General features: G+C 72.9%; 17 protein-coding genes. 15 read left to right on the top strand and 2 right to left on the bottom strand.

What is annotated here, in order from left to right; all coding sequences use genetic code 11:
* Positions 1-274 precede the first annotated feature (274 nt).
* On the top strand, positions 275-985 hold the full coding sequence (locus tag ACH4NX_RS11800) for a hypothetical protein (protein ID WP_351396392.1): 711 nt from the start codon (positions 275-277) through the stop codon (positions 983-985).
* Between the two features lie 6 nt (positions 986-991).
* Here ACH4NX_RS11800 and ACH4NX_RS11795 read toward each other — a convergent pair whose 3' ends face one another.
* Positions 992-3,250 carry a DEAD/DEAH box helicase gene (locus tag ACH4NX_RS11795; RefSeq protein WP_398127857.1) on the bottom strand — a complete coding sequence of 753 codons (2,259 nt, stop codon included), beginning with the start codon at positions 3,248-3,250 and terminating at the stop codon, positions 992-994.
* Positions 3,251-3,833: 583 nt separating this feature from the next.
* Here ACH4NX_RS11795 and ACH4NX_RS11790 point away from each other — a divergent pair.
* The 10 genes from ACH4NX_RS11790 to ACH4NX_RS11745 all read left to right on the top strand — a co-directional run bounded on the left by ACH4NX_RS11790 (position 3,834) and on the right by ACH4NX_RS11745 (position 13,789).
* Entirely contained in the window at positions 3,834-4,850 is a 1,017-nt protein-coding gene (locus tag ACH4NX_RS11790) for an SMP-30/gluconolactonase/LRE family protein (protein ID WP_351396386.1), read from the top strand.
* Complete coding sequence (locus tag ACH4NX_RS11785; RefSeq protein WP_398127858.1) at positions 4,847-6,283, top strand: MFS transporter; 1,437 nt, start codon at positions 4,847-4,849, stop codon at positions 6,281-6,283. Before ACH4NX_RS11790 ends, ACH4NX_RS11785 begins: the two co-directional genes overlap by 4 nt.
* 44 nt (positions 6,284-6,327) lie before the next feature.
* Complete coding sequence (locus ACH4NX_RS11780; RefSeq protein ID WP_398127859.1) at positions 6,328-7,338, top strand: AfsA-related hotdog domain-containing protein; 1,011 nt, start codon at positions 6,328-6,330, stop codon at positions 7,336-7,338.
* 6 nt (positions 7,339-7,344) lie between these two features.
* Positions 7,345-8,001: an HAD family hydrolase gene (locus tag ACH4NX_RS11775; RefSeq protein ID WP_398127860.1), complete on the top strand. Its 657-nt coding sequence runs from the start codon at positions 7,345-7,347 to the stop codon at positions 7,999-8,001.
* Between the two features lie 25 nt (positions 8,002-8,026).
* Positions 8,027-8,731, top strand: coding sequence for an SDR family oxidoreductase (locus ACH4NX_RS11770; protein ID WP_351396374.1), 705 nt, complete (start codon positions 8,027-8,029; stop codon positions 8,729-8,731).
* 152 nt (positions 8,732-8,883) lie between these two features.
* Entirely contained in the window at positions 8,884-9,324 is a 441-nt protein-coding gene (locus ACH4NX_RS11765) for an ester cyclase (RefSeq protein ID WP_279559987.1), read from the top strand.
* A gap of 70 nt (positions 9,325-9,394) precedes the next feature.
* On the top strand, positions 9,395-9,664 hold the full coding sequence (locus tag ACH4NX_RS11760; protein ID WP_351396370.1) for an acyl carrier protein: 270 nt from the start codon (positions 9,395-9,397) through the stop codon (positions 9,662-9,664).
* Entirely contained in the window at positions 9,657-10,880 is a 1,224-nt protein-coding gene (locus ACH4NX_RS11755; RefSeq protein WP_351396367.1) for a beta-ketoacyl-[acyl-carrier-protein] synthase family protein, read from the top strand. The genes ACH4NX_RS11760 and ACH4NX_RS11755 overlap by 8 nt, the downstream gene beginning before the upstream one ends.
* Positions 10,877-12,001, top strand: a complete 1,125-nt coding sequence (locus ACH4NX_RS11750; protein WP_351396364.1) for a beta-ketoacyl synthase N-terminal-like domain-containing protein — start codon at positions 10,877-10,879, stop codon at positions 11,999-12,001. Before ACH4NX_RS11755 ends, ACH4NX_RS11750 begins: the two co-directional genes overlap by 4 nt.
* A gap of 111 nt (positions 12,002-12,112) precedes the next feature.
* A complete protein-coding gene (locus ACH4NX_RS11745; RefSeq protein ID WP_398127861.1) occupies positions 12,113-13,789 on the top strand; it encodes a phytoene desaturase family protein in 1,677 nt (558 codons plus the stop codon).
* 205 nt (positions 13,790-13,994) lie between these two features.
* On the opposite strand, the gene ACH4NX_RS11740 is transcribed toward ACH4NX_RS11745, so the two are convergent.
* On the bottom strand, positions 13,995-14,765 hold the full coding sequence (locus ACH4NX_RS11740) for a 3-oxoacyl-ACP reductase family protein (protein WP_351396359.1): 771 nt from the start codon (positions 14,763-14,765) through the stop codon (positions 13,995-13,997).
* 286 nt (positions 14,766-15,051) lie between these two features.
* Between ACH4NX_RS11740 and ACH4NX_RS11735 the strand changes: the two genes are divergently transcribed.
* The 4 genes from ACH4NX_RS11735 (at position 15,052) to ACH4NX_RS11720 (ending at position 20,074) form a co-directional block, all read left to right on the top strand.
* Positions 15,052-16,125 carry a Gfo/Idh/MocA family oxidoreductase gene (locus tag ACH4NX_RS11735; protein ID WP_398127862.1) on the top strand — a complete coding sequence of 358 codons (1,074 nt, stop codon included), beginning with the start codon at positions 15,052-15,054 and terminating at the stop codon, positions 16,123-16,125.
* Positions 16,122-17,333 carry an ATP-grasp domain-containing protein gene (locus ACH4NX_RS11730; protein ID WP_398127863.1) on the top strand — a complete coding sequence of 404 codons (1,212 nt, stop codon included), beginning with the start codon at positions 16,122-16,124 and terminating at the stop codon, positions 17,331-17,333. The genes ACH4NX_RS11735 and ACH4NX_RS11730 overlap by 4 nt, the downstream gene beginning before the upstream one ends.
* Positions 17,334-17,412: 79 nt before the next feature.
* Positions 17,413-18,816 (top strand): acetyl-CoA carboxylase biotin carboxylase subunit family protein, encoded by a 1,404-nt coding sequence (locus tag ACH4NX_RS11725; protein ID WP_398127864.1) that lies wholly within the window; start codon positions 17,413-17,415, stop codon positions 18,814-18,816.
* On the top strand, positions 18,803-20,074 hold the full coding sequence (locus ACH4NX_RS11720; RefSeq protein WP_351396347.1) for an MFS transporter: 1,272 nt from the start codon (positions 18,803-18,805) through the stop codon (positions 20,072-20,074). The genes ACH4NX_RS11725 and ACH4NX_RS11720 overlap by 14 nt, the downstream gene beginning before the upstream one ends.
* Positions 20,075-20,076 lie beyond the last annotated feature (2 nt).

Raw genomic sequence — 20,076 nt, 5'->3', positions numbered from 1 at the left:
GTCAATCCGAGCGACTTTTTGCGCGTCAGCCGAAAGATTGAGGCTTCCAGAGGAATTGCACAAGAGGCCCTTCACGGATGTGCGGGCCCCCGTGCCGTATGAGCGATCCGCGGGCCGGTCCCGCCTCCTGACCCGCCGTTCAGTCGGCGAGGGCCGTGGCCCGGGCGCACGCCGGTCGCGGGCCGCGCGGGGACCCGCCTCCTTCTCGACCGCCCGGCCCTGCGGGCAGGCCCCGCCCCACGGCGGGCTTTACCTGTCCTTTAGGGTGCGTGGCATGCGCATTTCCAGAATCGCTCCCGTTGTCGTGGCCGCAGCTCTTCTGACGGCGGGATGTGGTTCCGAAGAGGACTCGAACCAGCGGAGCTCGGCCGGTGACGGCTCGTCGCGGGAACAGCACAAGCCCGTGGACCAGTTGCTCGCCGTCGGACTGACCGGGCCGCAGTCCGGCGTCGTCGACTCCGACGACGGCCTGAAGACGCCGGAGCCGAAGCCGGACAGCGGCGCGGAGTTCACGGAGAAGGTCGAGCACAAGCTCCGCAGGGATCTCCTGCGGGCCGCCAAGGTGAACGGCGAGACCACCGCCGACTGCCCCGACGGCGTCACCCTGAAGGCGTCCGCGACCAGCGCGTGCACGGCCACGTACGAGGGCGTGGAGATCCCCTACGAGGTGACGGTCAGCGACTCCTACAAGGAGGGCGGCTTCCTGATCCAGTACGACGCGGAACCGCAGAAGGACCTCCTCGTCGCCCAGCGCGTCTATCACGAGTTCTGGGAGCAGCGCGGCGCGGACGGCGGCGGCGGGTACGAGCAGAAGGTGTCCTGCGACGAGATGCCGGCCGCCCAGGCCGTCAACCGGGGCGCCGACACCGGCCACCGGTGCCAGGTGTGGCACGAGCTCGGCGGCGAGGACGGCGCCGGCCGGGTCACCGCCTTCGCCGTGTGGACGGGCACCTACGGCCCCGACTTCAGGCCCGTCGGCGGCTGACCCGGCTCACTCGGCCGCCGCCAGCCTGTCGTCCGTCATGCCCAGGCGCGCCTGTTCCTCCTCGACGATCCGGCGCGCCAGCTCGGTGTCCGACACGTCGACGGCGTCCGGGGAGGCCTCCGCCACGGCGCTGCGACGGGCGTAGGCGTCGAAGAGGCGCGTCTTGGCCTCCAGCATCCTCACCAGGCGTTCGTCCACTCCCCCGGTGGCGAGGAGGCGATGGACGCGAACCGGCCTGACCTGGCCCATACGGTGGGCCCGGGCCACCGCCTGGTGTTCGGTGGTCGGTTTGACCTGGGGTTCGCAGATGACGACGACGGAGGCGGCCTGCATGTTGAGGCCGACGCCCGCCGCCTGGATCTGCGCCAGGAGCACGGCGGGGCCGGCCACCGCGGCGAAGTCGTCGACGACCTGCTGCCGCCGGCCGGCCGGGACGTCCCCGGTGAGCGGGCCGAACACCGGGATGCCGTCGGTGGCATCGGTGGCTTCAGGAGCTTCGGTGACATCGGTGGCATCGGTGGCATCGGTCGCGAGGGCCTGCTCCACCACGCCCAGTACGTCCTTGAAGTGGGAGAAGACCACCGACTTCTGCCCGTTCTCGCCGGCCTCCCGGACGATCTCCCGGAGCCGGCCCAGCTTGGCCGACTTCTCGGGGCGCGCGTACGCGGCCCTGCGCATCGCCATGAAGTTGCCCGCGCGCACGGCTTCGCGGTAGGCCTCCTCGTCCGACGCGCTCAGCTCCTCCCACTCGTCGGTCCGCTGCAGACTCGGGAGTTCCGTCAGGACGTCCTCCTGGTTGCGCCGCAGATAGACCGGGGCCACGGCCTTGCGGAACGCGACCGATCCGGCCAGCGCGTCGCGTTCGCCGAGGGAGTCCGCCACGTCGCCGTCGAGCATGCGGACCAGGTCGCGGAACTCCCCGACCCTGTTCTCCATCGGAGTCCCGGTCATGAACAGGGCACGCCCGCTGTTCTCCGCCCACACGGCCACCGCCTGGGACCGCTTGGCCTTCGGGTTCTTGACCGAGTGCGCCTCGTCGACGACCAGCAGCGCGACCCGCGTGGCACCGGGCGCGGGAAAGCCGCGCAGTGCCTCGAACGTGGTCACCGCCACCCCGCCCCGCTCCTTCCAGTCGGCGAACGCGTCCTGCCGGTCGGGGCCGTGGAGCACCCCGACGCGCAGGGTGCTGCGGGCCTCGATCTCCCGTGTCCAGTTCACGAGGACGCTCGCCGGGCAGACGACCATGAAACGGCTCTGCCCCTCGGCGGCCAGGTGGGCCAGCACGGCGATCGCCTGGATCGTCTTCCCGAGGCCCATCTCGTCGCCGAGTATCACCCTGCGCTGCGCGAGCGCGAACCGCGCCCCGAAGGCCTGGTAGCCGCGCAGGGAGACCCGCCGGTGCGTGTCGTCGAGATGCTGGGTCCGTACCCGCTCGGCGATCCCGTCCGGCAGGAAGCCCTCGGCGGCGGCCGCGTCCGGCAGCCGCCCGGAGACCTCGGCGAGCAGGCTGTAGTAGTCGGCGGAACGGAGTTCGAAGTCCACCCAGGCCGCGACGTCGGACGAAGGCCCTCTGAGCAGGTCCACCGACGTCTGGGCGAGCAGGCCGGGCAGGCCCGACCCCTCCGCCTCGTCCACCACCGCCCGGATCCCGGCGACCGCCGCCAGGGCACGGGCCTTCTTCTGCCGGCCCGACAGAAGCATCCGGAACCGGCCGGCCGCGGGCCTGGCCTCGTCGAGCAGAGTGCCGAGCCGTTCCGACACGGCGGCGGCCCGCTCGACCGCGCCGGACACGCCGGGGCCGGCCTCCACCAGTACGTGCAGGGCCGTGACGAGCGCGGTGGTCCCCGGCTCCGGCCGGTCCACGTCGATACGGACGGCCACGGTCTCGTGCACGGCCTCGGAGAGCCGGCGGGCGGCGGCGAGCAGGTGGTCGACGGTGCGCTGCCCGACACCGGGGATCTGCCGCAACCGGTAGGGCCCTGCCTCGAGAACTCCGCCCACCGTGCGCAGCCCGCTCTTCTCGACGCTGCCCAGCCTCAGCCGCCCTTCGGTGACGTCGTGCAGCCGGGCGACCGGGATGGCGTCGAGCTCATGCCTCACCATCGTGTCGTGGATCGGCCTCAGCGCCGCCCGTACCGCCTCGACCGCCCTCCCGTGGTCGCCGGCCAGTGCCCGCGCCGCCTCGTACAGTCGCGTTCCCCTCGCGACCGTGTCCCGCTCGTCCCGCCCCACGCTCCCCGCCCCTCCGTCGCGCCGTACCGGCATCCTCCCACCGGCCACACGGGGCCCTGACGTCGTGACTGCGGCCGGCCGGACGCCTGGCGACGCAGCCTGCGTCGAAGCAGCCGAGCCGTGGCGGGCGGTCACCCGCAGAGCGTCCGGGCCGCGCGCGCGGGGGCTCCGCACGTCCCCGCGGACCGGGCCGGAGTACGCCCCGGGCCCTCGGCGCCACCGCGCGAACCGGCCACCTCCCGGGAGTCCGCCGCCGCGCACCCGGAGCACCTGCGCCCGTCACCGACGCACGCGACGAACGCGCAGCTCACAGACGTGAGTTGCCACCAAGGAGACATCGCTCTACGCCCTAGGTTGTCTGTTTTCCCACCCGGTGGCGCTCCTAGAGTCGTGGCATGTCGCAAGTAGGCACATCCGCCCGCTAGTTCCGGCGCCGCTCCGCAGGCCGGTGAGCGTGGGATCCGTCATCGGCCGGGGACTCCCCGGTCCGCGCTGCCGGGACTCCGAGGCTCTCCGCACCCCGTGGAGAGTTCCCGACCCCCACCACGAAAGGAGCGCCGTGTCCCGCGCCCTCCCGCTACGAGTCGCGGTAGCCACAGCGGCCGCCCTCGCCACGATGACCCCGATACTCCTGCCCGCCCCCGCCGCCGTGGCGGAGACCGCCCGGGCGGCTTCCTCGGCCGCCCACCGGCACGGACCGGACGTCATCGTCAGCCGGACCACCGACGTCTACCCGGAAGGCATCGCCTGGGACCCCACCCGCCGGGCCTTCCTGGTCGGCTCCGCCCTCAAGGGCACCCTGTCGGTGATCCGGATGGACGGCACCGTCACCGAACTCGCACCCAGCATCGGCATGGTGTCCACCCTCGGCATCCGGGTGGACACGGCACGCGACCGCATCCTGGTCGCCTACAGCGACTTCTGGATCCGCCAGCGCCTGGACGTCGGCGACCAGCCGCCCACCTCGGGGGTCGCCGTCTACGACCTGGACACCGGCCAGCTGGAGCGGCGTATCGACGTCTCCGGCGGGCGGGAGCGGACCTTCGCCAACGACCTGACCTTCGACCCGCGCGGCAACATCTACGTCACGGACTCCGTCTCCGACACGGTCCAGCGGATCGACCTGGCCGGCAACGTCACCCCGGTGGTCACCGACCCGCGCTTCGCCGCGGACATCGTCGGCCTCAACGGCGTCGTCTGGCATCCGCGCGGCTACCTGCTCAGCCTCCGCTACGACACCGGGGAGATGTACCGCATCACCCCCGGCGCGCCCGCCCACCGCAGGGTGGCCGAGGTGAGGCTGCCGCGGCCGCTGATCGGCACGGACGGTCTCCAGCTGCGCCCCGACGGCTCCCTGGTCGTCGTCACCAACTCCATCGGCGCCGCAGTCGGCGTCCCGGGCGGCGAGGACGGCGTGTCGGTCCTCACCTCGCGCGACGGCTGGCGCAGCGCCCGCGTCACCAGCCAGATCAAGCCCTGGCCCACCGGCGGCCCCACCACGGTGGCGTTCACACCGTGCGGCGACTACGTGCTCAGCGGCGAAGTCGGCGCGGCCCTGGCCGGTGCCACGTCGGACCAGATCACCCTCCGGCGCCTGCCGTCCCGTATGAGCAACAAGGAGAACATCCGATGACCGCAACGAAGGGCCAGGCGTCGCTCTGGGCGCTGATCGCCACATCGCTGCCCATGTTCATGGTCTCGCTGGACAACCTCATCGTCACCAACGCGCTGGTGGACATCGGCCAGGACTTCGACGTCAAGCAGTCCGAGCTGCAGTGGGTGATGAACGGCTACGTGCTGGCCTTCGCGGGCCTGCTGCTGGCCGGCGCCGCCCTGGGCGACCGCTTCGGCCGCCGCCGGGTCTTCCTCTCCGGCGTCGTCCTGTTCACCGTCTCCTCCGTGGGCTGCGCGCTGGCCGGCTCGGTGGAGACCCTGATCGCCGCACGTGTCCTTCAGGGCGCGGGCGCCGCGGCCATCCTGCCCGTCTCCCTCACCCTGGCCGTCGCCGCCGTCCCCCGGGCGCAGCGGAACATGGCCGTCGGTGTGTGGGGCGGCGTCAACGGCCTCGGCATCGCGATCGGCCCGCTCGCCGGCGGCCTGGTGACCGAGCAGATCAGCTGGAGCTGGATCTTCTGGATCAACGTGCCGGTCGGTCTGCTCACCCTCCCGCTCGCCCTCTGGGCGGTCCGGGAGAGCCGTGGCAACGAGCGCTCCCTCAACGTCGGCAGCATGGTCCTGGTGACCGGCGCGGTCGTCACCGCCGTGTGGGGCATCGTCTCCGCCGCCGACCACGGCTGGACCGAGACCAGCACCCTGATCGGCATCGCCCTCGCCGTCGTCCTGACCGTGGCGTTCGTGATCTCCGAGCGGGTCAGCGCGAGCCCGCTGATCCCCGTGCACATGTACCGGGTCCCGGCCTTCGTGCTGAGCAACGTGGTCTCGATCACCATGTACTTCGGCGTCTTCGGGTCGATCTTCTACCTCACCCAGTTCCTCCAGGGCCCCATGGGCTACTCGCCCTTCGAGGCGGGGCTGCGCACCCTGCCCTGGACGGTCGCCCCGATGATCGTCGTGCCCATCGCCAGCCAGTTGGTGGACCGGATCGGCGGCGGCGTGATGCAGGCCGCGGGCTGCGCCCTGCAAGGCCTCGGACTGGGCTGGATCGCCCTGATCGTCACGCCCGACATCGGCTACGGCGCCATGGTGCCCGCGCTGGCCCTGGCCGGGATCGGCATGGGCCTGGTCTTCGCCGGCAACCCGGCCACGGTGATCTCCTCGGTCCGGGAGAGCGAGCACAACAAGGCGTCCGGCGCCAACAACACCAGCCGCGAGTTCGGCGGTGCCCTCGGTGTCGCCGCGCTCACCACCGTCTTCAGCCACCAGTTCAACGCCGACACCTCGGGCGACCCGATGGTGGCGTTCACCGACGGCCTGGAGTCGGCCCTGTGGATCGGTGTGGCCGTGGTCCTGCTCGGCGCGCTGAGCGGCCTGTTCATCAAGCGCGGCGCGGTGTCGGCCGACGACGGCGTCGCCGAGCCGGCACCGGTGCCGTCCCCGGTCGCCTGACCGGCCCGCCCCACCATCGTGCGAACCGGTCTGGAGGAGAACTGATGACCACCCAGGTGCTGGACGAGGTGACACCGTCCGCGGTCCCGGCCGTCGGATACGGGCGCACCATCGAGCGGTCCCTCGCGCACCGCTCCGCGATCTCCGAGGTCTTCGTCACCGACGTACAGTCGATCCGCCCCATGGCGGTGACGGCGGGGATCCACCTGCCGCTGACCCACCTCTACTACAGCGACCACACGCAGCGGCCCGAGGCGCACGACGCGCTGCTGCTGCTGGAGGCGGGGCGGCAGGCCGCGATCGCCGGATCGCACACCAACGCCGGGGTGCCGCGGGAGACCTGCGCCATCGTCGACGCCTTCGAGTTCACGGTCCACGCACCGCACGCGCTGCGGATCGGGCGGGAGCCCGGTCCGCCGCGCATCGACACCGACTTCTACGGCAAGACCTCCCGGCGCAACGGGAGGTACCGCAAGGGCCGGCTGGAGCAGCGGATCTTCCTGGGGGACGTGCACGTCGCCGACCACTGGATGGACGTGCTCTTCCTCCGGGCGGAGGAGAACGAGATCCTGCGCCACGCCCAGCGCGGTACCCCCGCGCCGCTCAGCTCACAGTTCAGCGCCGTCCCGGGCCCCGTCACCCACGTCGCCCCGGCGCTGGTGGGCCGGCAGAACCCGCTCAACGTCGTCCTCGGCGAGCCGGAGTTCACCGCCGGGACCGTCACCGCCCGGGTGGCGCCGCGCTTCGACAATCCGGCGCTCTTCGACCACGACTACGACCACCTGCCGGCCATGACCCTGGTCGAGGCGGCCCGCCAGCTGGCGCTGCTCACCGCCGGGTCCTCGTCCGGCATCCCGGCCCCGGCCTACGCCGTCGGCTTCGAGGCCGCCTTCCACCGATTCGCCGAGCTGGACGTCCCGGTCACCGCGACCGCGCACCGGGACCCCGGCGGTTCCACCCGGCACACGGTCCGGGTCCGTTTCAGCCAGCAGGAACAGGAGATCGCGGTCCTCACCGTCACCGTCGTCGACGCCTCCCACATCCACGGAGCCTGAGGAACCATGACCGACACCACATCAGCGAGGCCGGCCGTCTGGACGGACTTCGGAGGCGTCCTCACCCCGCCGCTCGGCCACACCATGGCGAAGTTCTGCGCCACGACGGGCGTCGACGCGGAGATCCTCGGCCGTGCCCTGGCCACGGTCACCGCCCGGTACGGCACCGAGGACATCATGGAGCCGATCGACACCCCCGTGGTCACCGAGGAGGAGTGGCTGCGCGAGATCGGCGACGTCCTCCAGGCCGATCACGGCGTCACGCTCCACCTCACCACGATGGCCGACATCTGGTTCGACGGGCGGGAGACCAACCACGCCTGGCAGGCCCACCTGAACAAGGCGCGCGACCGGGGGGCGTTCGTCGGGATGCTCTCCAACATGGTGCCCGCCTGGGACCGGCACTGGCGGCGCATGGTCGAGCCGGCCGCACTCTTCGACGACGTCCTCCTCTCGTTCGAGGTGGGGCACCGCAAACCGTCGCCCGGCATGTTCGACCTCGCCGCCCGCAGGGCGGGCGTCCCCCCGGAGCACTGCGTGCTCGTGGACGACCTGGCCCACAACTGCGCCGGCGCCGAGGCGGCCGGCTGGCAGGCGGTGCTCTTCACCGATGCCGAGAGCGCGGGAGACCGGCTCGCCACGCTCCTGGACGGCACCGTATGAGCCACGACACCTGGAGGAAGCGCACATGAGCCGCTCCGTGCTCGTCACCGGCGGAAACCGGGGCATCGGACTCGCCTCCGCCCGGGCCCTGGCGGCCGAGGGCAACAAGGTCGCCATCACCTACCGCACCGGTGAACCGCCCGCCGGCTTCCACGCCGTCCGCTGCGACGTCACCGACACGGCCCAGCTCAAGGCCGCGGTCGAGGAGGTGACCGTCCAGCAGGGGGCCGTGGAGATCCTGGTCTCCAACGCGGGCATCACCCGGGACCAGTTGCTGATCGGCATGCCGGAGGAGGACTTCCGGGCCGTGATGACGACCAACTTCGAGGCCGCCGTCGCGCTCACCCGGCAGGTCCTGCCCGCCATGATCAAGGCCCGCTGGGGCCGGCTGATCTACATGTCCTCGATCAACAGCATGTCCGGCGCCCCCGGGCAGACCAACTACGCCTCGGCCAAGGCGGCGCTGATCGGCTTCGCCCGGTCCCTCGCCATCGAGGTCGGCCGGCGCAACATCACCGCCAACGTGGTGGCCCCCGGCATGATCGAGACCGACATGGTCGAGCACGTCACCGACGTCCGCCGGCAGGCGGCACTGGCCAGGACCGCTCTGGCCCGCACCGGCACCCCCGAGGAGGTCGCCGCCGCCGTCCGCTTCCTGGCCGCCGACGACGCCTCCTACGTGACCGCCGGAGTCATCCCCGTCACCGGCGGCCTGGGCGCCGGGCACTGATCCCGGGCCCTGCACCGTGCGGGCGGCCACGCGCCCCACCGCGCCGCTCCGCATCCCACCCCACGGCACCGCGCCCCGCCGCGGCGCACCGCACACCCACGTACCCGGACCCGGGGTCACCCGTGTCCGCGACCATCGAGAAGGAGCACCGGATGTCCAGCGAAGCGCTCGAACTCTCCATGAACATGGGCCTGATCTTCAACGACCTGAACGAGGAGGCCGCCCTCCGGCACGTCGCCCCCGAGTTCGTCGACCACGAGGCCCAGCCCGGTGTCCCGGGCGGCCCGCTCGGCTACCTGGGCACCGCCCGCTGGGTGCACAGCGCGTTCGCCGGCGCGACCTGGGAGCACCTGGACAGCTTCTCCGAGGGCGACCGCGCCGTGCTGCGCCTGCGCTTCACCGGGAAGCACACCGGCGACTTCCTCGGCATCGCCCCCACCGGGCGCGACGTGGACGTCGAGCAGACCCACATTTACCGCATCGAGAACGGCAAGGTCGTGGAGCACTGGGGCTTCCGCCAGGACCTCCTGCTGCTGGCCCAGATAGGCGCCTTCACCCCCGTCCCGCCGACCCGCGTCCCGGTCGCGGGCTGAGACCCGCGCCGCGGACCAGATCCACCGCCACCGAACACCCACCACGCCGACGCGACCGAAAGGACCTCTCATGACCGTGCAGAGTGTGGAGTTGGACGCCGGACTCCGTAGCAAGGTGATCGACATCGTCAACGAGGAGCTGGAGCTCGAGGAGGGTGAGCTGACCGAGGACGGCCACTTCATCGAGGACTACGACAGCGACTCGCTCACCCTGATAACCGTCGTCTCCCGAATAGAGAAGGAGCTCGGCTTCGTCCTGCCCAAGGAGGAGCTGGAGGCCCTGACCAACCTCCGGCTGCTGCTCGCGGCCGTCGAGGGATGCGCGGCGGCGCATGCCTGAGACCGCTGCACGCCGAGTCGTCATCACGGGGCTCGGGGCGGTCAGTCCGGTCGGCATCGGCGTGCGCAAGTTCGCCGATGCCGTCCGGACCGGCCGGGTCGGCATCGGGCCGGCCCGCAGCTTCGACGCCACGCCCTTCCCCAGCCGCAAGACCGCCGAGGTCGACGACTTCGACCCGGACGCCCTGCTGCACCACCTCGACCCCGCCCGGTGGGGCCGCAGCGCCCTCCTCGCGGCCGCCGCCTCCCGGCTGGCGGTCCAGGACGCGGACCTGGACCCGGATCTCCTCGCCACCGTCCGGGCCGGTTCCATCATGGGCACCACCAGCGGTGAGTCCGCGGTCGCGCAGAGCCTGGGCGGCCAGTGGGTCACCCAGGGGCTGAAGGGCCTCGAACCACGGCTGATCGGCCAGCTGCCGGCCGGCCAGATCGCCGCCGCCGTCAACGCCGAACTCGGCCTCCGCGGCGACGCCCAGACCATCCCGACCGCCTGCTCGGCCAGCAACTACGCGCTCGGATACGCCTTCGACATGGTGCGCTTCGGCGAGGCCGACCTGATGCTGGCCGGCGGCGCCGACTCGGTGAACCGGCTGACCCACGCCGGTTTCTACGCCCTGGGTGCCATGGCCGCGGAGCTGCCCCAGCCGTTCGACGCCGGCCGGTCCGGCATCATCACCGGCGAGGGCGGCGCCTCGCTGCTGCTGGAGCCGCTCGACCACGCGCTGGCCCGCGGCGCCCGCGTCTACGCCGAGGTCCTCGGTTACGCCGCCAACTGCGACGCCTCCCACATGGTGCACCCGGAGGCCACCAGCATCGCGGCCTGCATCGAGGCCGCGCACCGCAACGCCGGCGTCCGGCCGGAGCAGATCGACTACATCTGCGCCCACGGAACCGGCACGCCGACCAACGACGCCACCGAGGTACGGGCCGTCCGCCAGGTCTTCGGGGACCGGCTGCCCCCGATCAGCTCGATCAAGTCGATGCTCGGCCACACCATGGGCGCGGCCAGCGGCTTCGGCGCCATCGCCTGCTGTACCGCGCTGGAGCAGGACTTCCTTCCGCCCACCGCCAACCTGGTCGAGACCGATCCGGAGCTGGGCCCCGGCGTGGACTGTGTTCCGGGACAGGGCCGGGCGGCCCGGCTGGAGATCGTCCAGAACCACGGCTTCGCCTTCGGCGGCAACAACGTCATCACCATCCTCGGGAGGTACACGTGACCACGGCCGCGCCCGTGCAGCCCTTGCCGCTGGTCGGCGTCGGAGTGGTGTCCAGCGCGGGCTACGGGCTCACCCCCCTGGCCGCCGCGCCGGACCCGCACAGCGCGCCCACCGGCGCCGGCGAGCCGGACGCGGCCTACCCGCCGCGGCCGGTCCGCCCCGTCGCCGGCTTCGCCGTCGCCGACCACCTCGGCCGCAAGGGCACCAAGAACCTGGACCGGCTCGCCGGCCTCAGTCTGGTCGCCTGCAAGCAGGCACTGGAGGCGGCCGGTGCCGTCGTCGGCGCCTCGGCACCGGACCGGACCGGCGTGGTGCTGGCCACCAACACCGGCAGCATCGCGGGCTACTCCGACCTGCTGTACGACACGCTCACCCTGGAGAAGCCCTACCTCATCAACCCCGGCAAGTTCGCCGGCAGCGTGATGAACTGCAGCGCCGGCCAGATGGCCATCCGGCACGGGCTGAAGGGCCTCAACGCCACCGTGGCCGGCGGCCGCAGCGCCAGCCTCTACGCCTTCCGGCACGCCCGGCTGGCCATGGCGGCGGGACGCGCCGAGAGCCTCCTGGTCGGCGGCGCCGAGGAGCTCAGCGCCCCGGCCGCCTGGGCCTGGCACCACGCCGGAACCCTGCGGGCCGGCGCCCCGGTCGGCGAGGGCAGCGCCGTCTTCGTCGTGGAGGCCGAGGAGTCCCCCGACCGGCCGCCCCTCGCGGAGCTGCTGGCCTGCGAGGTCGGCTACCACGGCTGGGCCGGTACCAGGCGGCGTCCGCCCGGCCGGCGGGGTCTGACGGACGCCCTGGCCACCACCGTCACCCGCGCCCTCGAACGCAGCGGGGTCCGGCCCGAGGAGCCGGTCACGGTGTCCCTGAGCGCCACCGGCCACATCGGGCTCGACCGGCTGGAGGAGCGCGCGGTACGGCTGGCCCTGGGGGGCCGTACGCCGGAACAGGTGCGGGTCAGCGAGGTGCTGGGCGAGACGTACAGCGCCAGCGGTGCCCTGCAGCTCGCCGCGCTGCTCGCCCACTGGCGGCGCACACCCGCCGGCGCCCCGCGTACCGGCCTGGTCACCTCGGTCGGCCACGACGGCAACGCCGGCGCGCTGGTCGTCCGCGAGCGGGGCTGAGCGCGCGGGGCCGAGAAGCCCGGGACCCGGGGCCGGGAAGCCGGAAGCCGCAGGGCCGAGAAGCAGCGGTGGGCCGCGGAAGCGCCCGCCACGACAGAACGGTTGAGCTGCATGATGAAGCAGGACAAGTGGGACGCCATCGTCGTCGGCAGCGGCATGGGCGGCCTGGTGTGCGCGGCGTACCTGGCCGTGAGCGGGCGCCGCGTCCTGGTACTGGAACAGCACGACGTGGCGGGCGGCAACAGCCACGTCTTCCGCCGCCGCCGGGCCTACGAGTTCGACGTGGGCGTCCACTACCTGGGCGACTGCGGGCCCGGCGGGGTGCTGCCGACGATCTTCTCCGGGCTGGGGCTCGACGGACGGGTCGGCTACCGGGAGATGGACCCGGAGGGCTTCGACCGGATCGTGGTCCCCGGCCTCACGGTGGACGTGCCGGTGGGATGGCCGGCGTACACCCGGCGTCTGCACGAGGCGTTCCCCGGGGAGAGCGAGGGCATCGCCCTGTTCACCAGGATCTGCGCCGCCGTCGGCGCGGAGACCCGCTCGATGATGCTCACGGACGGCGAACCGTCGCTGGCCGACCTGCTCGCCCGGACACCGGTCACCGCCGAGTGGGGCCGCCGTACCCTCACCGAGCTCTTCGACCACTGCGGCCTCAGCCCGCGGGCGCGGACGGTGCTGGCCGCGCAGTCGCCCAACTACGGGATGGGGCCGCGGCTGGCCACGGTCTCCACCCACGCGGCCGTCACCGACCACTACCTGCGGGGCGCCTACTACCCGGAGGGCGGCGGCCAGGTCCTCGCGGCCGCGCTGGTCGAGGCGCTGGAGGCGCACGGCGGGGAGCTGCGGACCAAGAGCCGGGTGGCCCGCATCCTGGTCGAGGACGGCACGGTCACCGGTGTCGGAACGACCGACGGCGACACCCACCACGCACCCCTGGTGGTGTCCAACGCGGACTACTCCCGGACCGTCCTCGACCTGGTCGGGGAGGAACACTTCGGCCGCCGGGTGGTGGCCAGGACCCGGCGGGCGGAGATGGCACTGCCGCTCGCCACGCTGTACGTCGCCCTCGACAAGGAACTGCCCGCCCGGCCCAACGCCAACCTGTGGTGGTACCGGGACGACGACATCGAGGGCTACTACCGACAGCTGGCCGAGGAGCGCATCAGCCCGCTCCCGTTCCTCTTCGTCTCCTTCGCCTCGCTGAAGGATCCGGACGCCCGCGCCGTCTGCCCACCGGGTCACAGCAACTTCCAGGTGATGACGCTCTGCCCGCCCTCGTACGACTACTGGGGTGTGAGCCGGGGCCCGGCGGCCGGCGAGCGGTACCGGCGCAACGAGGGCTACGTGGCACGCAAGGCAGAGCTCACCGAGACGATGCTGAGCGCGGCCGAGGAGGCGCTCGGCCCGTTCCGCGACCACATCGTGCACCTGGAGACGGCCACCCCCATCACCCACGAGCGCTACACCCTCGCCACCGGCGGCACGCCCTACGGCCTGGCGCACTGGGGCGGCGCGGGCTCGCGCCCCGACACCCGCACCACCATCGAGGGACTTCACGTGGTGGGGACCAACACCCGGTACGGCACCGGCATCACCGGCTCCGCCGTCGGGGGCATGGCCTGCGCGGCGCGGATCCTCGACCGCCCGCTCCTCGCGGAGGTCCACGGCGGAGCACTCCTCGGCGACCCGGACCTGCTCCCGCGGCGCACGGAGGACTGGGACCCCCTCGCGGTCTCCCGCGGGGCCGGCCGGCGCAACGCCCGTGGACTGGCGCGGATCGGGTGAACAGACGGTTCCCCGGCGAGGAGGACCCCCCGTGCGACGGGCCGACGCGTACGGCGCCCACGGGACGGTCCTTCACGACGCCATCGGAAAAGGCCTGCACCGCGTGAACGGAAAGGCCTCGCACATTTTCCCGCCCGCCAGTACCGAAAAGGCCCCGTGCGACCGGAATTCCGGTCGCACGGGGCCTTCCCGCGCTCTTTCCGTGCTACTTCGGCCGCCCCATGCCGAGTTGCCCCGCCCAGCCCCCGTCCACGCGCAACAACTCGCCGGTGATGTACGACGCGTCGGCGCCGGCCAGGAAGGACACCGCGCCGGCCACCTGCTCGGGGGTCGCGAACTCGCGCAGCGGCAACTGCCGCTTGAGGGCACGGCCGCCGTCCTTCTCCAGCAGTCCGCCGATCAGTTCGGTGGCGGTGAACCCGGCGAGGACCGCGTTGACCCGCACCCCGAAGCGGGCCAGTTCGATGGCGGCGGCCCGGGTGAAGGCGTTGACCGCCCCCTTGGAGGCGCTGTAGTTGGACTGCCCGACCCAGCCGCCCTCGCCCATCACGGACGAGATGTTGACGACGACGCCGTCACGCTGGGACATGAAGTGCCCGGCCGCGGCGCGGGTGCAGTGGTACACACCGCCGACGTTCACCTGGAGGACCTCCCACCAGTCCGCGGGCGCCTGGTCGAAGAGGAAGCCGTCCTTGGCCACGCCGGCGTTGTTGACCAGGATGTGCAGCCCGCCGAGACCGGCGATCGACTCCCTCACCAGCTCCTCGGCCGCCCCGGGGTCCGACACGTCGGCCCGCAGCGCGATCGCCTTCCCTCCGGCGTCGGTGATCTCCTGGACCGTGCGCTCGGCCTCGTCCTGCCGCGAGCGGTAGTTGACGGCGACGGCGGCACCCTCCGACGCGAGACGGACCGCGATGGCCCGCCCGATGCCGCGGGAGCCACCGGTGACCAGCGCGGCCCGCCCTTCGAGGATCATCAATCATCTCCCCTTTCCGGGAATTCGCAGAATATCCCCGACTTTCCGCGGGGACCGAATGCGGAAATACCCGGACCACGGTAGCGACGACCACGGCCGGCCGTGCTGTCCGGCCACTGCCACTTCCGCGAGGCTCATGTGCCCTTGGAGGTATTCCCCTCCCGGATTCCCTTTGTCCCGGCGGGCCCGGAAGTGGACTGCCACGGGTCCCGTCAATTGGCATGGCAGCGCGACTCGTCCCGTTGGGAGACTCCTTTTCAATACGACACCGAAGGGCGGGACATCGATGAAGGAAAATTCCCCTTCCGTCATCATCGGATACGGGCACGCGGGCCAGGATCTGCATCACCGCGCACTGCTGGACGTCAGCGGGGGCCACCCCGAGGTGATCGCCGTCGACCCGCGCCCCGCCGAGGTGCCGCACGGGCAGTGGGTGCCGGACATACCCGCCGCCCTGTCGGTGCTGCGGGCCGGTGGGCACCGGCCCGCCGACGCCGTCTTCCACGTGGCGGTGCCGCCGGCGGCCCATCGCGACTGCCTGGAGCGGCTGCTGTCCGCCGGGGCCCGGTACTTCATCATGGAGAAGCCGATCGCCGACACCGTGAGCGAGGCCGTCCACCTGGTGGAACTCGCGGAGGTCACGGGCGCCGTGGTGCTGCCGATGAGTGTCTGGCCCGCCAGCAGGGTCACCGAGGCCGCCGAGGGTCTGGTGGCCTCGGGAGCGATCGGCGAGCCGGTCGCGTACCACATGGAGCAGAGCAAGCCGCGCTTCCGCCGGTCCCTTCAGACCCGGGGCCACGCCAGCGCCTTCGAGGTGGAGCTGCCGCACCAGCTGCTGCTCGCCCTGCACCTGGCGGGGCCGGTCGCGGAGGTCACCGCGTCGCGTGGCTGGGACCTGCCGCTGCCGGTCGGCCACCTCACCCGACTGGGCGGTGCCGAGGTCCGGTTGCGCCATCTCTCGGGTGCGCGGACCACCCTCTACACGGATCTGTCCTCGCCGGTACGCCGCCGCCGCCTGCACATCCACGGCACCGAGGGCACCCTGGTGGCCGACTACCCGGTCTCCGGCGACGACGACTTCGGACAGGTCCGCATCGCCGGGCGCCCGGTCCGCATGGTGGTCCAGGACGCCCCGCTGACCCGCTTCGTGGCACAGGCCTACGCCCACTTCCGCGGTGAGGGCCCCGCCCCGCGCAGCGACCTCGCGCTGCACCTGGAGTCCATGGAACTCCTCGACGTCGCGCGCACCGCCGCTTTCCGCCGGGCCGGGGGCGGGCCCGCGCCGGCCCGGCTCGCCGGGACCATGGCCGGAGCCGCGGCCTCGCCCCTCCCCCACAGTGGCGAAGGCAGGGCGGCATGAGCACCGTCCTGATCATCGAACCCCACTCCTCCGGCCTGGAGCTGGTGACCCGGGCCCACGAACTCGGCCACACCGTCCTGGTCATGACCGCGACCGCCGACCAGGACGGTTCCCTCGCCAAGGCCGACCGCGTGATCACCTGCGACACCGCGGACCAGGCCGAGGCGCTCCGGCGGATCCGCGCCCTGCACGCCGAGACCCCGCTGCGGGCGGTCCTGCCGGGTTTCGAGCACTTCGTCCCGCTCGCCGCCCACGCCGCCGCCACGCTCGGCCTGCCCGGCATCGACCCGGCCGGCGTCACACCGCTGCGCCACAAGCACCGGATGCGCCGGGCGGTCGAGGCCTCCGGTCTCGACCAGCCCCGCTACCGCACCGTCTCCTGCGAACGCTCCGCGGCCGCCGCCTGCGCGGAGCTCGGGCCGGTCTGCGTGGTCAAGCCGGTCGACCAGTCGGGGAGCCTCGCCGTTCGCCGCGTGGCCTCACCGCGCGAGGCACGGCTCGCGTTCCGCGAGGCCCTGCGCTGTGGTGACCGGTTCGGCGTCCCGGGCACCGGCCTGGTGCTGGTCGAGGAGTACGTCGAGGGCGCGGAGTACAGCGTCGAGGGGTACGTCGAGGACGGCCGGGTGCACGTGCTCGGCATCACCGAGAAACTCCTGGGCGCCGAACCGCACTTCGTCGAGGTCGGGCACATCGTGCCGGCCCTGCTGGAGCCCGGGACGGCAGGGGAGATCGAGCGGTACGTCACCGGCGTCCTGCGCGCCGTGGCGCTGCGCACCGGCCCGTTCCACGCCGAGCTGCGGATGTCTGGGCGCGGCCCGCTGCTGATGGAGGTCGCCGCCCGGCTGCCCGGCGACCGCATCCCCGACCTGCTGCGGATGGCCTGCGGCCACGACCTGTACGAGATCATGCTGCGCTGCTATCTGGGGCTGCCCGGTCCGGCGCCCGCCGCGCCGCGGACCGGCGCCCGGGCCGGCATCCGCTACTTCCTGCGGCCCGGTCTCCGGCGCTACCACGAGTTCCGGGTCGCCCCGTCGCTCGAGTCCGACCCGCGGGTGCGGGAGATCGGCGTGCTCCTGCCGCCGGGCAGCGCGCTGCCCGACCCCGGCAGCTCGGCGGGCCGGCTCGGCTACGTGCTCGCCGAGGGCGCCACCTACGAGGAGACGGCGGATGTGCTGCGGCGCGCCGAGAGCGCCGTCACCTTCCGTTGACGTCCGGTCCCCGGCGCCGGAGCCCGTGCCCGGCCGTCCAGGGCCGGCTCGCGGTCCCCACCACCAACCGGAGAACACGATGAACCGCCACGTACTGATCATCAACCGCTGGACCAACGGCTTCGCCGCGTACCACCGCTATGTCGACCACGCCCGCGACCGCGTCGCCTACCTCACCACTCCCGACGGCCGGGCGCCGCTCGACGAGGAGCGGGCCGAGGAGATCCGGGTGCTGCCCGACCTCCTCGACACCCGCGCGGCCCTGGCCCAGGTGGCGGAACTCGTCGCACGGCACGGCCCGTTCACCCACGTCCTCGCGCTCTCCGAGTTCGACCTGGAGCTGGCGGGCGAGATCCGCCGACGCCACGGCGTCCCGGGGCGCGGTCCCGCGGAGGTCGCCGCCGTCCGCGACAAGGTGGTGATGAAGGGCAAGGTCGCCGCGGCCGGTCTGCGGGTGCCCGCCCACCGGGCCACCCCGACCGCCGCCGCCGTGCGGGACTTCGCCGAGCTGCACGGCTATCCGTTCGTGCTCAAGCCCCGCGCCGGCGCCGACAGCCAGGGGGTGCACGTGGTCGCCGGTGCGGACCGGCTCCGGGATCTGCTGGACGGCGCCGACCTGGCCGACGCGCAGTGCGAGGAGTTCGTCGACGGCGTGCTCTACCAGGTCGACGGGGTGGTCCGTGGCGGGCGCCTGCTCACCTCCCGGTCCTGGCGCTGCGGCGCCAGCTGCCTGGACTTCGCCACCGGCACCGCCTTCAGCTCGATCGCCAACGACGACCGGGACTTCGAGGAGCGGGTGACCGCGTTCGCCGAACGGGTCTGCGCCGCCCTCGACCTCACCGACGACGTGTTCCACCTGGAGGTGTTCCGCACCCCCGACGACGACCTGGTGTTCCTGGAGATCGGGGCGCGGGCCGGCGGCGGCCAGGTCCGCTTCGTCTGGGACGAGGTCTACGGGGTCGACCTGGTGGCGCTCTCCGCCCAGGTCCAGCTCGGCGAGGAGGTGCGGGTCCCGCCGATGGACCTGGACGGGCCGGTCGCCGGCTACCTGATGATGCCCGAGCCGCCGGTGCGGCCGGCCGTCGTGGACGCGGTGACCACGCTCGTGGACGACGTCCCCGGGCTGTACGCCGAGACACTGCCCGCGCCCGGCACGGTGCTCAGCGGCCACGGTGGCGCCGTGCACACCGCCGGCACCTTCCGTTACGCGGCGGCGGACGCGGCCGCCGTCGCCTCCGCGATCGAGCGGACGCTCGCGGCGTACCGGCTCGACTGGCACCCGCTCGGCGCGGAACCGGGCGAGGAGGAAGCACGGCGGAACGCGGGATCGGCCGGGAGCACGCCGACCGCCGTACGGGGGACTGCCGTACCGGGGAGCGCCGTACGGGAGAAGACGGCCGTAACAAAGGCCGCCGTACGGGAGACCGCCGTACCGGAGGCCGCCGGACTGCCCGCGAGGGAGGCCCGGGATGGCCGCCACTGAGCTCCTCGACTCCCCGGCCGACGCCTCCGGACCGGCGGCCGGACTCTGGCACCACCGCGACTTCCGCAGGCTCTGGGCCGGCCAGACGGTCGCCCTCCTCGGCTCCCGGATCACCGAACTCGCCCTCCCGGTCACCGCGATCGTGCTCCTCGACGCGGGCCCCGCCCAGCTGGGGCTGCTGAACAGCGCCCAGTACCTGCCCGTGCTCTGCGTCACCCTGTTCGCGGGGGTGCTCGCCGACCGGGTGCGCCGGCGCCCCCTGCTCATCACGGCCAACCTGGGCCGGGCCGCCATCCTCACCGCGGTGCCGCTGCTCGCCTGGCTGGGCGGACTCGACATCTGGGCGCTGTGCGCCGTGGCCTTCGCCACCGGCGTGCTCACCGCGCTGTTCGACGTGGCCTACCAGGCGTATCTGCCGTCCCTGGTGACCCGGGAGCAACTGGTCGAGGGCAACAGCAAGCTCCAGGGCAGCCGTTCGGTCGCGGAGACCGCAGGACAGGGGCTGGGCGGCACGCTGATCCAGCTGCTCACCGCGCCCGTCGCGATCCTGCTCGACTGCCTCGGCTACCTCGTCGCGGCCGCCGCCCTGCTGCGGATCCGGACCCCCGAGACCCGCCCGGCCCGCCCGTCCGGCGGCCGGTCCTCCGTCCGCAAGGACATCGCGGCGGGGCTGCGGATGACGCTGCGCAGCAGACTGCTCCGCGTCATCGCGCTGCACGCGTGCTGGTACAACCTGTTCTGGGACATCGTCCTGGTCGTCTTCCCGCTCTACGGACTGCGCGTGCTGCACCTCGGCCCCGCCGGGCTCGGGCTGGTCATCGCGGTCGGCAGCATCGGCGCGCTCGCCGGCTCGCTCTGCGCCGGCCCGCTCGGCAGGCGGGTGGGGACGGGGCGCGCCATGGTCCTCGGCATGGCGCTGGCCTCGACCGCGACGCTGCTGCTGCCGCTGGCGCCCGGTACCGGCGGCAGCCTCGACTACGTCCTCCTGTGCGGCGGTTACGTCCTCAACGGCTTCGGCATCGCCGTCTTCAACATCCACTCGATCACCCTGCGCCAGGCCACCGTGCCCCCGGAGCTGATCGGCCGGGTCAGCGCCACCTTCCGGTTCCTGACCTGGGCGGTGATCCCGCTCGGCGGACTGCTCGGCGGGCTGCTCGCGGCCGCCGTCGGCCCGCGCGCGGCGCTGGCGGTGACCGCCGCCGGCCTGACCGTCGGTGCGCTGGTCTTCCTCTGCTCCCGCACGGCGAACCGGTCGTGATA

Origin of the sequence: Streptomyces sp. NPDC017225 (genome assembly GCF_044331465.1) — a bacterium.
Lineage (GTDB): Bacteria > Actinomycetota > Actinomycetes > Streptomycetales > Streptomycetaceae > Streptomyces.
The sequence above is the reverse complement of the archived record's forward strand: the minus strand, read 5'-3'. Positions and strand labels throughout refer to the sequence as shown.

Excerpts from the sequence above, each read along its gene's own strand:
- ACH4NX_RS11800 (WP_351396392.1), top strand. The coding sequence starts at position 275 with ATGCGCATTTCCAGAATCGCTCCCGTTGTCGTGGCCGCAGCTCTTCTG.
- ACH4NX_RS11795 (WP_398127857.1), bottom strand. The coding sequence starts at position 3,250 with ATGCCGGTACGGCGCGACGGAGGGGCGGGGAGCGTGGGGCGGGACGAG.
- ACH4NX_RS11790 (WP_351396386.1), top strand. The coding sequence starts at position 3,834 with ATGACCCCGATACTCCTGCCCGCCCCCGCCGCCGTGGCGGAGACCGCC.
- ACH4NX_RS11785 (WP_398127858.1), top strand. The coding sequence starts at position 4,847 with ATGACCGCAACGAAGGGCCAGGCGTCGCTCTGGGCGCTGATCGCCACA.
- ACH4NX_RS11780 (WP_398127859.1), top strand. The coding sequence starts at position 6,328 with ATGACCACCCAGGTGCTGGACGAGGTGACACCGTCCGCGGTCCCGGCC.
- ACH4NX_RS11775 (WP_398127860.1), top strand. The coding sequence starts at position 7,345 with ATGACCGACACCACATCAGCGAGGCCGGCCGTCTGGACGGACTTCGGA.
- ACH4NX_RS11770 (WP_351396374.1), top strand. The coding sequence starts at position 8,027 with ATGAGCCGCTCCGTGCTCGTCACCGGCGGAAACCGGGGCATCGGACTC.
- ACH4NX_RS11765 (WP_279559987.1), top strand. The coding sequence starts at position 8,884 with ATGTCCAGCGAAGCGCTCGAACTCTCCATGAACATGGGCCTGATCTTC.
- ACH4NX_RS11760 (WP_351396370.1), top strand. The coding sequence starts at position 9,395 with ATGACCGTGCAGAGTGTGGAGTTGGACGCCGGACTCCGTAGCAAGGTG.
- ACH4NX_RS11755 (WP_351396367.1), top strand. The coding sequence starts at position 9,657 with ATGCCTGAGACCGCTGCACGCCGAGTCGTCATCACGGGGCTCGGGGCG.
- ACH4NX_RS11745 (WP_398127861.1), top strand. The coding sequence starts at position 12,113 with ATGATGAAGCAGGACAAGTGGGACGCCATCGTCGTCGGCAGCGGCATG.
- ACH4NX_RS11740 (WP_351396359.1), bottom strand. The coding sequence starts at position 14,765 with ATGATCCTCGAAGGGCGGGCCGCGCTGGTCACCGGTGGCTCCCGCGGC.
- ACH4NX_RS11735 (WP_398127862.1), top strand. The coding sequence starts at position 15,052 with ATGAAGGAAAATTCCCCTTCCGTCATCATCGGATACGGGCACGCGGGC.
- ACH4NX_RS11730 (WP_398127863.1), top strand. The coding sequence starts at position 16,122 with ATGAGCACCGTCCTGATCATCGAACCCCACTCCTCCGGCCTGGAGCTG.
- ACH4NX_RS11725 (WP_398127864.1), top strand. The coding sequence starts at position 17,413 with ATGAACCGCCACGTACTGATCATCAACCGCTGGACCAACGGCTTCGCC.
- ACH4NX_RS11720 (WP_351396347.1), top strand. The coding sequence starts at position 18,803 with ATGGCCGCCACTGAGCTCCTCGACTCCCCGGCCGACGCCTCCGGACCG.